The sequence below is a fragment of the Paenibacillus antri genome (genome assembly GCF_005765165.1).
GTDB classification, from domain to species: domain Bacteria; phylum Bacillota; class Bacilli; order Paenibacillales; family YIM-B00363; genus Paenibacillus_AE; species Paenibacillus_AE antri.
In genome coordinates this window covers 216,565-228,600 of record NZ_VCIW01000003.1, presented here as the reverse complement: position 1 = coordinate 228,600, position 12,036 = coordinate 216,565, and the positions used below count along the sequence as shown (strand labels likewise).

Here is a 12,036-nt window from a genome sequence, read left to right as displayed (position 1 = left end):
GCGGAAGCCGGTTCATTCCGGTACGGACAAAAAGCATCTTTCCGCCCCGCTCGGGGGCTGACAAAAGATGCTTCTTCGCCGGTTCCTTACGACCTATGCAAACTGGGCGCGGACGACCCCGATGGCGCCCTCCGCGATGACGACTTTGCCGTATTCCATAAGAACGGCGTCCGTGTAGGAGTTCGCCTCGCCGTACTCCGACAAGACCGAGATCAGGTTGTCGAACCGGCGATCGTCCTCCGCTTCGTACTCCAGCTGGAGCACCCACTTGTTCTGGTAGGCGTATAGCGCGCCTGCATCCGTATATTGAGGTCCGATTCGTTTCGCCGCCGAGATGACGTGCTCGAAATCGTTGAAGGTGTATGAGATCAGGTCGCTCTCCTCGAGCGTCACTTCCATCTCGAACATGTCTTCGTCGTCTTCGTCGGGATACGAACCGCGTTTCTCCGATTGTTTTCCTTTGGTGACGATAACGACCATGCCTTGCGCCGGCATCGCGAACACTTCGACGGCGAGCGGGCCGTTCGTCTCGAAGCCGAGCTCCGAATAGGCTTGGTCCATCAACTCGTTGAACAGCTCGTGAACCTTCGGGATTTCGCGCCACATGTCGTATTTCTGGATGCCCCGCTCCGTCAAATCGTCGAATGTAAGGAAAATCCGAATCTTATCATGGCTTAGCCTCTCGATTTTCATCGCAGGATCCTCCTTTATTCGAAAAAATCCGGTTACTCCAAGGTATGTTCAAACCTCGGAATGGTGAACGAAAAAGTGAAGCGCCTTCGCTTCGCTTGTCTCGCGTACTTCCATGTTATCATTAAATTCCCTCGATTGCACTATGTAAACGCCCCCTTTTTCCCGGACGCAAAACAACCGCCGGAGCCTCTGCGCTCCGGCGGCTTTCGGGCCGCTTCCCTTAACGTATCGTCGATGCGTCCCGGCTTTCGCTCAAGATGTCGTTCACTTGGCTTTTCAGCGCCGGGTCTTGCTTGACGATCGACTCGACGCGGTCGAGTCCGGTCGTCTGGGAAGACGTAGCTGCGTTCGTCGATCCCATGCCCGTCATACCGGTCATACCGCTCATGTCGGACGTCACCGCGCCCGTCGAGGTCGCGTTCGCGCCGCTCGCGTTGTCGCCGTAATACGACCGCTTATCGGGCGTCATCATCTTGCTGCGCGCCTTCTCGACCATGCTGTCCAACGCCTGCGTGGCAGAGCTGATGCCCGAGAAACTGAACGTCCGGTTGTTGCGGCTGAAATACATTGCGGCGGCCGCCCCAAGCAATCCGCCGACCACGATCCCGCTCATTCTCAACGGAAATCCCTCCATTTCAAAAATAACTACAGCCCTATTTTGTCTCGGGCCGCGCCGATTCATGCTGATGAAAATAAGGGAAACCGGCGGGTACCTTATCTGCCGCGGGCATGCTACAATGTGCGAAACGAACGACGAACAGACTGCAGGAGTGTGATGCTACGCATGAGAAACATCGGACGGATCGCGGCGGGACTGCTGCTCGTCGCCGCCCTCGCGGGCTGCGGAAGCGTCGGCGAAGGCGCCGCTCCGGACGCCTCCCCGCCGCCGGTCGAGACGACGGCCCCGGCCCCAGTCGCCCCTCCCGAGGGCGACGCCGATCCGGGAGAGGCGGGGCCGGCGCAGCCGCCGCAATCGGCGCCGCAGCCGAAGCCCGACCCGGCGCCCGAGGCCGAAGCGCCGCCCGTCGAGAAAGATTATTATATGGACGGAAGCTACATCCTTCGTCCGAAGGACGAATCCGCTGATCCGAAGAAAGTCGTTCTGCTGACGTTCGACGACGGACCGAAGGACGAGGCGACGCTGACGTCGATGCTCGACACGTTGGAGCGTCATCAGGCGAAGGCGATCTTCTTCCTGAACGGCTATCGCGCCGAGAAGAAGCCCGAGCTCGTAAAGCTGATCCATGAGCGCGGCCAGACGATCGGCAATCACGGCTGGGATCATATCGACTTGAAGAAAGAGACGCAGGAGCGCATGGAGAAGCAGATCGACGACGTTCAAGCGCTCGTGCGGGACATCGTCGGCGAGGCGCCGGCGTTCTTCCGGCCGCCGTTCGGCTCCGGCGGGGACGCCGTGAAGAAGAAAGCGAAGGATGCGGGGATGTTATACATGACCTGGTCGAACGGCTCCCGCGACTGGGAGAAGGGGTACGACGAACCTCGCAAGGTCATCGACAGCGTGCTGGAGCAGCTCCACCCGGGCAGCAACATCTTGATGCACGAGCTCGCTTGGACGGAGGAAGCGCTCGACGAGCTGCTGACCGAGCTGGAACGGCGCGAATACGGCTTCCTGGATCCGGACCGGATCGACCCGGATTATTCCAAAAATTGAACGCCCCATAAGACGAGTCCGGCCGTCAACAGCAAGAAGCATACGACGAGGAAATGGTAGAACAATCGAGTCATCTTCAGTTTATTGGACGGATGGAGCTTGCTTCTCGGCGGAAGCGGTCCGTCCGTTTTCTTTTCGTCCCGATCCGCATTCGACGAATAGTTCGTCACGTCATTCCGCCCTCCGATACCGAATAATGAGTCCCATCACGAGATCGATGATAAAATGCGCGGCGATCGGCGTCCATAACGTGCCCGTCCGGACGGCGACGTAGCCGAGGCCGTAAGAGATGGAGAAGACGATGCCCGTCATCAGCCAATGCTTTAAATATCGAACGTGGACGACGGCGAACAGAATGCTCGTCCAATAAGGCCCCATCCAATGCTGCACGGCCCCTCGAAACAGCACCTCTTCGCACACGGCCACGACGAATGACAAGAGGACAATGTGCCAAACCGGGCGCGTTCGGAACAGCATGTCGTTGATTCCGCCGTCGTCCGTCACGTCCTCCGGCACGAATCGGGACAAGACGCCGTCGGCGGCGAGCACGACGACGGCCAAGGCCGCGCCCCACAGCCAAGGCGTCCAGCCCGACGGCAGCGCCAGAACGCCCCATACGGTTCGCCCCTGAATCCACAGCAGAACGGCCCCTAGAAGCAAGGTTAGCGCCTGCGTTAAATAGACGTTCAGCAAGAGCGTTCGATCGTCAAGCTTCGACATGTCGACTTTCTGAAATTTGACCTGTTTCCATTTTTTGAAGTCGTATTTTTTCATAGTCAACAATTCCCTTTTGGCCGCTTATCCCCTATACTGAAACAGTAATCGCCACGGAAGGCAGAGGGGTTCTTATGGATAAAAAATTGACAAAGTTCGACATCATGATGGCGCTCGGATTCATCTTCGCGCTGGTCGTCGGCGTCGGAGCTTTCTTCTTCGGTCTGCAGACCGGCAAGGAGCAAACCGACGCGAAATACCAAGCGATGATCGCGGAATTGACCGACGAGAAAAATCAGAACAACGTATCGTACCACCAACAGCAGCTCGTTTCATTCTACCACACCGTGCTGCTTCCGTTCCGAGAGTTTCAAGACACGTGGTTCCGGCATTCGGAGACGATCGGAGCCGGCGGAAGCTCCACGGACGCCGACGCGCTGTTGAAGGAGCTCGGGCGTCTCGCCCGGGAACACGCCGGCGAAATCAAACCTACGACGATCCCAGAGGTGTCCCCGCTGTTGCGCGAGTCGCAAGCGAACTATCTGAAGAGCCTTACATTATTCGCGGAAGCGACCGATCGGCTGCAGAACGGACCGGACGGCGCGGCGCTCGCGGAGACGATGCGGCAGGACCCGTACGTCGCCGAAGCGGCCGGCTTCGCCTTGACCGCCCAAGCGCAATACTACGAATCGATATGGAAGTGGAACGAGGCGAACGAACCGGGTCTGGTCGGCGCCGACGCGATCACGAAGGACAACTTGACGTTCGAGGAATGGCGCAAGCTGCCGCTGAACGGCAAGAACGTGTTTCTCGCCCGCGCGCTGTCCGCCGCCGGCGCGTTCTCTCCGTTCTATCCGCAGGACGTCGCCGCCCGAATCGACGATCTCGACGCGGAAGGCAGAATCGGCCAGCTGCAGCTCGGAGATTTGCGCTCCGCCGTCGAGATGCTCCTTTCGACCGGCGCCGTGCGAAGCAACGACTTCTTCCGGTCGAAGGAGAAGCATTACGAAGGCGAGAAGCTGCCTCAGCTTCCGTTCTTCTATTAATCGTAAGCGAAGCCGCGCGCCGCCGCCAGCGCGGCCATGCCGCCGATGACGTTGACGACGTCCTCGTACCCTTGCTCCGCGAGATAACGACACGCGTATTCGCTGCGAACGCCGTGGGCGCAGACGACGTAGATCTTCCGATCCGACGGCAGTCGACCGAGCGAAGCCGGAATCGTCTGCAGCGGCATCAAGGTCGTCCCGTCCAAATGATAATAATCCCATTCGAACGGCTCTCGTACATCGATGACGAGGCCGTTTTTCAATTCGCCGCGATCGTACAAACGTAAAAATTCGCCCGGCGAGATATGTTCGTAATTCGACATGGGTCCTCCCCCTTAGACAGGCTTCGCATGGTTGCATTCAAATTATTATACCTCATCCTCGCCGCGCTTTTCATATTGACACGACTATCACGCCATGTTACATTATTTTGCAAGTGTTAACAGACGAATAAAAGACGATGATGGAGAAGAGACATCGCGCGCGTTCCTCAGAGAGCCGATGGTCGGTGGAAATCGGCGAACGCGATATGTCTTCAGCGCTCCGGAGTTGCTGCTTGAACGTCCCTTCGATGCGGATCAGTAGACGCGGCCGGCGAATCGGAAGCCGTTACCTTTCCGGGTCTTATTTAAGACCGACCGAGGCCGCAGGTGCGAACAGGCGGCGAAGTAGGGTGGTACCACGAAACGATTCTCTCGTCCCTTCATACGGCATCCGTATGAGCGTCGAGAGTTTTTTGTTTTCCATTTTTCCATTTTCGAGAGGAGAAGAAGGGACCATGCTTAAAGTTTTAGTTTCGGATCCGATCAGCGATTTGGGTCTGCAGCAGCTGACGGACGCAGCCGACATTGCCGTAGAGAAAAAGACCGGCCTGTCGGAGGACGAGCTCGTCGCCATCATCGGCGAATACGACGCGCTGCTCGTGCGCAGCCAGACGCGAGTTACGGAGCGCATTCTCGCCGCGGGCGCGCGCCTGAAGGTCGTCGGCCGCGCCGGCGTCGGCGTCGATAATATCGATCTGGACGCAGCCACCAAGCGAGGCGTCATCGTCATCAACGCGCCGGACGGCAACACGATTACGACGTGCGAGCATACCTTCGCCATGATGATGGCGCTCGCCCGCCACATCCCGCAGGCGTACCGCAAGACGGTCGAAGGCGTGTGGGATCGCAAGTCGTTCCTCGGCGTAGAGCTGCGGAACAAAGTGCTCGGCGTCCTCGGCATGGGCCGCATCGGCTCCGAAGTGGCGAAACGCGCGAAGGCGTTCGGGATGGAAGTCATCGGCTACGACCCGTTCTTGTCCGAGGACCGCGCCGAGAAGATGGGCGTGCGCCTCGGCTCCGTCGACGAGATCATCCGCCAGGCGGACTTCATGACGGTGCACACGCCGCTCACGAACGAGACGCATCACATGATCGCGAAGCCGCAATTCGACGTGATGAAGCGCGGTATGCGCATCATTAACTGCGCGCGCGGCGGCATCATCGACGAGATGGCGCTGAAGGAAGCGATCGACGAAGGCATCGTCGCCGGCGCCGCGTTCGATGTTTTCGAGGAGGAGCCGCCGAAGCCGGACCATCCGTTCCTGACGCACCCGAAGATCATCGTGACGCCGCATCTCGGCGCTTCTACGATCGAAGCGCAAGAGAACGTCGCGATCGACGTCTCCGAGCAGGTGCTCCATATTTTGCGCGGCGAAGCGTTCCAGAACGCGGTCAACATGCCGCCGATCCCGCCGGCCGTGCGAGCGAAGCTCGAGCCGTACTTCGAACTCGGCACGAAGCTCGGCTCGTTCCTCGCGCAGCTTGCGGAAGGCGCCATTAACGAAGTACAAGTCAGCTACTCCGGGGACTTGTCGGACGTCGACACGACGCCGCTGACGCGCTACATCCTGACCGGCATTCTATCGCATCACCTCGACAAGGAGCAGGTCAACATCGTCAGCTCCTTCCACCTCGCGAAGACGCGCGGCGTCGAAGTGATCACGCAGAAGTCGACGGCGGCCAAAGGCTTCACGAACTTGATCTCCGTAACGATTCGCACCCGCGAAGGGAAGCATTCGGCCGCGGGCACGCTGCTCAACGGCTACGGCGCCCGGATCGTACAGATCGATCCGTACCCGGTCGACATTCCGCCGGAAGGCCACCTGCTGCTCATCTCGCACACGGACAAGCCCGGCATCATCGGCCGCGTCGGCACGCTGCTCGGCGTCAACGACGTCAATATCGCGACGATGCAGGTCGGCCGGAAGGTCGTCGGCGGCTCCGCGATCATGGTGCTCACGATCGACAAGCCGGCGCCGAAGGCCGTCATCGACGAGCTGAAGAAGCTGCCGGATTTGACGGACGCGATCGAAATTACGTTGTAATGACGGAAAATACTGCGGCTTAGCGCCGCATGCGACACCGGTCGGGACGCTCCCGACCGGTGTTTTTTCGCGGACTCCTCCCATCTCCCTCCCGCTCTGCTCTTCCTCTCATTTGCACACGTCTTGTGCTCTTTTTGCACTGGCATGGTGCGAAACCTGCACTATCGCAGGTAATTACCGATGGCTTACGATGTTCTCCACCCTCAGCTTCCCCTCACTTGCACACGTATTGTACTCTTTTTGCACAGGCATGGTGCAGAAGTTGCACTATCGCAGGCCATCAAGGGTTTAGCCGGTCGCCTCCGGTTACACGTCGTTGACGTCGAAAGTGCAAGGACGCAAAGAAGGGATCGCCCTCCTCGGGCGATCCCTCCATCGACAAGTGTTCCACGAACAACAAGAATTATCTTCTTTTTTCAACAGCAACCGATTTCGGCGCGACGGGAAGCGTGACGGTGAATGTCGTACCGTGTCCGATTCGGCTTCGGGCGTGAATAGTGCCTTCGTGGGCGTCGACCAAGTTTTTGACGATCGCAAGTCCTAGCCCCGTGCCGGACGTCCGTTTGCGCGACTTGTCGGCTTTATAAAACCGCTCGAAGATGTAAGGCAGGTCCTCAGCCGGAATGCCGTCGCCTTGGTCCTCCACCTCGATTCGAAGCGAAGGTCCGTTGTCGGCCTCGATCCGCGACGCGCGGAGGAAGATGCGCTTTCCTTCCGGAGTATGTCGAATCGCGTTGTCGAGCAAATTCGTGAACACCTGCTCGAGCCGATCCTCGTCGGCCCGCGCCAGCACGAGCGCCCCTTCGCCGCCGGGGGTGTCGAGCTCAACCGCGATGCCCCGGTCCCGGGCGAGCGCCGCGAATTTGCGGTGCACCCGCTGCAGCAGCGGCGCCAGATCGGTCTCGACGCCGTGCAGCTCGAGTACGCCCGTCTCCAGCCGCGCCAAGTCGAGCAGGTCCTGCACGAGACGGCCCATGCGAAGCGATTCGTCGTGGATGACCTGCGCCAGCTCGCGGCGCTCCTCCGGCGTCGAGACGATGTCGTCGAGCAGCGCTTCGCTGTACCCTTGCAGCATCGACAGCGGCGTCCGCAGCTCATGAGATACGTTCGCGACGAAGTCCTTGCGCAGCTTCTCGAGCCGCACCTCCTCCGTCACGTTCCGCAGCACGGCGACGGCGCCGCGCAGCGTCCCTGACGTATATAGGGGCGCCATGACGACGGACCAGACGCCGCCCCCGACATGCAGCTTCGTCGTCACTTCCTTCTCCTCGGCGACGACCGCCTCGAACACTTCCTCGAGCGGCTGCGGGATTCGCTTTCTCCCGCCGCTTCCGGGCGGGAACGCCGTCCCCCCCTCCGCGGCGTTCTCCATCAGGTCCCTCCATAGCGCGAGGAACGTCTCGCCGTGCGGGTTGGAGGAGATGATTTTGCCGCTCGCGTCGAACGTCACGACGGCGTCCGTCATGGAGCCGAGGATGCTGGCGAGGTGTTCCTTTTCGTAATTCAGGTCCCTGATCGTGCCTTCCAGCTTCTCGCCCATATGATTGAACGCTACCGCCAGCTGACCGATCTCGTCGCTCGAACGGATTCCGACCTTCGTATCGTAGTGCCCCATCGTAATCATGTCCGCGGCGCGCTTTAATTGCAGCAACGGCTGCGTAATTTTCGAAGAGAGGAAGAACGCGAAGAACGTCGTCAGCGAAAACCCTATGATACAGATGATGACGAACAGCCGCTTGATCTCATAAGAGTTGGACGTAAACTCCATGTCGATATAAGGCAGCAGGAAGACGCCGAGCAGGGAAAGCACGAACGCGACGAGCAGGATGATGGTGCCCCACAACTTAATGACGATATTTCGCCAAAGCTGCTTCATCTTATCGAGGCACCTCGAGCTTGTAGCCGACGCCCCAGACGGTCGTGATCATCGCGGCGGCGTCCGGGGACACCTTGTTCAGCTTCTCGCGAAGCCGCTTCACATGCGTATCCACCGTGCGGAGATCGCCGAAGAACTCGTAATTCCAGACGTCCTTCAGCAGCTGCTCCCGGGAAAATACCTTATCCGGCGATACCGCCAAGTAGTGCAGCAGCTCGTATTCCTTCGGCGTCAAGCTCACTTCCTGCCCGTCCGCGGTGACGCGGTGCGCGTCGTGCTCGATCATCACATGCGGGAACACGATCGTGCTGCTGGACGGCGCTTCCTTCGTGAGGAACGCCGTCGTCGACGACCGGCGCAGGATCGCCTTCACCCGGAAGATAACCTCCCGCGGGCTGAACGGCTTCACGACGTAATCGTCGACGCCGACTTCGAAGCCTTGCACTCGATTCGCCTCTTCGCCCTTCGCGGTCAGCATGATGACCGGCGTCGCCTTCTGAACGCGCAGCCGGGAACATACCTCGACGCCGTCGATGCCCGGCAGCATGACGTCCAGCAGGATCAAGTCGTAATCCTTCTCGAGCGCCATGTGCAGCGCCGTCTCGCCGTCCTCCGCTTCTTCGATGAGGAAGTGTTCTTTCTCGAGATACATGCGCAGCAGCCTGCGGATGCGCTCTTCGTCGTCCACGACGAGAATCGTATGTTGTCTATCGCTCATGGAGCCACAACTCCTTACCCCTCAATGGGAAAATGTGGTCGACGCGCCGTTCCTTATACGCCGGCGTAGGAATGCAGACCGGCGATGATCAGGTTGACGCCGATCAACGTAAACATGACGACGATAAATCCGATGACGGCGAGCCAAGCCGACCGGTTGCCCTGCCAGCCGCGCCCGAGCCGCAGATGCAAGTATACGCTGTAGAACAGCCAAGTGACGAGCGCCCATACTTCTTTCGGATCCCAGCCCCAGAACCGGTTCCAAGCGATATGCGCCCAGATCATCGCGAAGATGAGCGCCCCGAGCGTGAAGATCGGGAAGCCGATCGCGACGGCGCGGTACGTAATTTCGTCGATATCCTCCGGATCGATCCCCGCCAGCCTCGGGTGAATGACGCGGCCGAGAGGCTTCCGGAACGCGAGTCGAAGGATGGCGTACAGCGCGATGCCGAACAGGACGGACCAGACCGCGGTGTTCAGCTTGCGGCCCGCGTTCACGCCCTTCATCCATTCCGGAGCGGTCATGAGCGGCCGCTCGGAGCCGAGGAACGAATCCATAGCGACCAATTCGTAGCCGTGGGGCGAATAGATCGGCGGCATCGTGTACTCCACCGTCACCTCGGTCGTCTGACCTTCGACCGTCTGCTGGCCGACGAAAGCGGCTTCGTAGCCCATGCCGCGGAACGTGAAGGCGGCCAAGATGAAGCCGACGACGATCAGCACCGAGAACAGCGTGAATTCGATGCCGGCCTTCTGAAGCGTCGCCCGCCGTCCCTTCGCGTCGTAATCGACGACGCGCAGCAGATACATCAGTCCGGCGGCGAACGCGACCGCGAAGAACGCTTCGCCCGTCGCGGCCGTCGTCACGTGAATGTACAGCCAATAGCTGTTCAACGACGGAATGAGAGGCTGCGCTTCCCAAGGGAACACCATCGCGTAAGCGAGAATGATGAACGCCACGGGCGTCGCGAACGCGCCGAGCAAGGGCTTGCGGTAGATGCGGTAGATGATCGCGAACGCGACGACGATCATCATCGCGAGGAACGTCATGAATTCGAATAAGTTGCTGACCGGAATATGCCGGTTGGCGATCCATCGCAAAACGAAAAAAATCAAGTGCAGGCCTAGACCGATCATGGCGACCGCGAACGCGCGGCGGCCTCTGGCGGCGGACCGGGCCGCCCCGGCCTCCGCGCCTCCGAAGCTGCGCCCCGTGATGCTAATGGTGAACATAACGAACGAGGCGATGTACGTAAACAAGGCGATCACTAACGCCGTATTGCTGATATCATACAAACTCAAGAAGGGTCCCCCGCTTTCGATTTACCTGAAAGCGCGGCCGAAGCGTCGAGTCCGAGCGCCGCCAGCAGCTTCGCCGTCTCCTGTTTCATGCCGTGCCAATTTTTGTTCGTGTGCGCGCCGAGCGTGAGCCGATTCCCGTCGATTCGCACCCAGATGCGGCGATGCTGCCAATAAAATCCCATGACAAGCCCGAGCATGCAGATCGCGCCGCCCAGCAGCAAGTACGGCACCGTCAAATCTTTGCGCGCCGTCAAGGTGCTCGTATACGTCGATATTTCGACGTCTTCCATTCCGCCGGCCCGAATGTCGAACATGTCGCCCGTACCGACCGCGGCGTTGATGTCGTCCTGGCGGAAGCGCTCCTTGTCGATCTCCCTCGGGAAATATAAATACGAGGCCCCCGCTTCCGGCAACCCCGGCCCCGTAATCATGAAGATATAAGCGGGCGCGTTCGGCCTCTCCGCCGACACCGTCGTCGGTTCGCCGTTCGCGTCGAGCGAAAATTCGGGGTAATAGTTGTGTAGGCGGAGCTTGTACGGCCCGGCTTCGTACGCCAGGTCGGGATTGACCGTCTTCAGCGTAAACTTGCCGAACGCTTCGCCGGTCTTCTTGTCGATCAGGGATACGTCGACGCTCCGGATTTGCGGCGTGGCTTCGTAACCGAATTGATAGATCGACAAGCCGCGATATTCGAGCGGATGATTGACGAGGATGTCGCCCCGCGTCGCTTCTACGAGTACCGGATCGGACGTGCCGCATCGGTCCGTGCATTCGTAGAGCACCGCTTCGGTCTTGAACAGCTTCGGAACGACGCGTTCCTCCTCTTGGAATTGCCCGCGAAGCTCCTCGTTTTCATAAAACTCCACGGTAAACCGTTCGTTCTTCACGTAAAAATTCGTCCCCGCGATTCGCACGGTGTCGCCCTCGAGCACGTCGACGTATTCCTCGAGCGTAAATCCGGGCAAGGTGCGGACGAGCACGATGAGAAGGAAGATGATCAAACCGAGGTGATTTACGTACGGCCCCCAGCGGGACCACCGGTACTTCTCGCCCATCACCGCGTTGCCGACCCGGCTCGTCCGAAAGCGCAGCTTCCTCAGCGCCTTCTCCGCTTCGTCCGCGAGGCGCGACGCTTCGGCCGACTGCGCGCCGGCGTCCGTCGGAATCGCCAGATCCGTCTCGTACGACACCTGCTGGCGGCGAAGGAATTCCACCGTGCGGTCGGGCTTTTGTTTCTTTAACGCCTTATACAGCGGAATCGCGCGATCGAGCGATGCGATGACGATCGACGCGCCGAGCATAATGACGATCACTTGGAACCACCACGACGAGTAGGTGTGGCTCAGTCCAAGCAGGTAATACCACTTTCCGGTCCATCCGTATCGTTCCGTATAATAATCTACCCCCGGCGGCGTTAAGAACGCCTCCTCTTGCGGGTAGACGGATCCGATCGCCGCGCCGAGCAGCGTCAATACGATCAGCCACATCCCGACCCTCACCGACGAGAAGAAGCTCCACACATGGTCGAGCCAGTCCTTGTCGGCTTTCTGCGAACGTCTGGGCGCGCCGTCGTAGCGCATGTCGAGCGGCTTCGGCGTCTCGTTCACGCGCGTCACCCCCGCTTGCGAAGCGCCCGGTCGGCGCCTCG

General features: G+C 59.7%; 12 protein-coding genes. 3 read left to right on the top strand and 9 right to left on the bottom strand.

Features of this window, described 5'->3' with window-relative positions; genetic code table 11:
• Positions 1–93: 93 nt before the first annotated feature.
• Positions 94–693 carry a genetic competence negative regulator gene (locus tag FE782_RS06780; protein WP_138193308.1) on the bottom strand — a complete coding sequence of 200 codons (600 nt, stop codon included), beginning with the start codon at positions 691–693 and terminating at the stop codon, positions 94–96.
• Between the two features lie 220 nt (positions 694–913).
• Positions 914–1,312 carry a hypothetical protein gene (locus FE782_RS06775; protein ID WP_138193307.1) on the bottom strand — a complete coding sequence of 133 codons (399 nt, stop codon included), beginning with the start codon at positions 1,310–1,312 and terminating at the stop codon, positions 914–916.
• A 165-nt stretch (positions 1,313–1,477) separates the two neighbouring features.
• On the opposite strand from FE782_RS06775, the gene FE782_RS06770 reads away from it, so the two are divergent.
• Complete coding sequence (locus tag FE782_RS06770) at positions 1,478–2,365, top strand: polysaccharide deacetylase family protein (RefSeq protein WP_439116423.1); 888 nt, start codon at positions 1,478–1,480, stop codon at positions 2,363–2,365.
• Here FE782_RS06770 and FE782_RS06765 read toward each other — a convergent pair.
• Both FE782_RS06765 and FE782_RS06760 read right to left on the bottom strand, forming a co-directional pair.
• Positions 2,350–2,535, bottom strand: a complete 186-nt coding sequence (locus tag FE782_RS06765) for a hypothetical protein (RefSeq protein WP_138193305.1) — start codon at positions 2,533–2,535, stop codon at positions 2,350–2,352. The two genes, FE782_RS06770 and FE782_RS06765, sit on opposite strands and share 16 nt — an antisense overlap.
• Position 2,536: 1 nt before the next feature.
• Positions 2,537–3,139 carry a CPBP family intramembrane glutamic endopeptidase gene (locus tag FE782_RS06760; protein ID WP_138193304.1) on the bottom strand — a complete coding sequence of 201 codons (603 nt, stop codon included), beginning with the start codon at positions 3,137–3,139 and terminating at the stop codon, positions 2,537–2,539.
• Positions 3,140–3,213: 74 nt separating this feature from the next.
• On the opposite strand from FE782_RS06760, the gene FE782_RS06755 reads away from it, so the two are divergent.
• Positions 3,214–4,125 carry a hypothetical protein gene (locus tag FE782_RS06755; RefSeq protein WP_138193303.1) on the top strand — a complete coding sequence of 304 codons (912 nt, stop codon included), beginning with the start codon at positions 3,214–3,216 and terminating at the stop codon, positions 4,123–4,125.
• Here FE782_RS06755 and FE782_RS06750 read toward each other — a convergent pair.
• Positions 4,122–4,448, bottom strand: coding sequence for a rhodanese-like domain-containing protein (locus FE782_RS06750; protein WP_138193302.1), 327 nt, complete (start codon positions 4,446–4,448; stop codon positions 4,122–4,124). The genes FE782_RS06755 and FE782_RS06750 overlap by 4 nt on opposite strands.
• A 455-nt stretch (positions 4,449–4,903) precedes the next feature.
• On the opposite strand from FE782_RS06750, the gene serA reads away from it, so the two are divergent.
• Positions 4,904–6,493, top strand: a complete 1,590-nt coding sequence (gene serA / locus FE782_RS06745; protein ID WP_138193301.1) for a phosphoglycerate dehydrogenase — start codon at positions 4,904–4,906, stop codon at positions 6,491–6,493.
• 403 nt (positions 6,494–6,896) lie between these two features.
• On the opposite strand, the gene FE782_RS06740 is transcribed toward serA, so the two are convergent.
• The 4 genes from FE782_RS06740 to resB are packed head-to-tail and all read right to left on the bottom strand — an operon-like array spanning position 6,897 to position 11,995.
• Positions 6,897–8,369 (bottom strand): ATP-binding protein, encoded by a 1,473-nt coding sequence (locus tag FE782_RS06740; RefSeq protein WP_138193300.1) that lies wholly within the window; start codon positions 8,367–8,369, stop codon positions 6,897–6,899.
• Between the two features lies 1 nt (position 8,370).
• Positions 8,371–9,087 carry a response regulator transcription factor gene (locus FE782_RS06735; protein ID WP_138193299.1) on the bottom strand — a complete coding sequence of 239 codons (717 nt, stop codon included), beginning with the start codon at positions 9,085–9,087 and terminating at the stop codon, positions 8,371–8,373.
• 53 nt (positions 9,088–9,140) lie between these two features.
• Complete coding sequence (ccsA, locus tag FE782_RS06730) at positions 9,141–10,388, bottom strand: cytochrome c biogenesis protein CcsA (protein ID WP_138193298.1); 1,248 nt, start codon at positions 10,386–10,388, stop codon at positions 9,141–9,143.
• A complete protein-coding gene (resB, locus tag FE782_RS06725; RefSeq protein ID WP_138193297.1) occupies positions 10,385–11,995 on the bottom strand; it encodes a cytochrome c biogenesis protein ResB in 1,611 nt (536 codons plus the stop codon). The genes ccsA and resB overlap by 4 nt, the downstream gene beginning before the upstream one ends.
• Between the last annotated feature and the right edge of the window lie 41 nt (positions 11,996–12,036).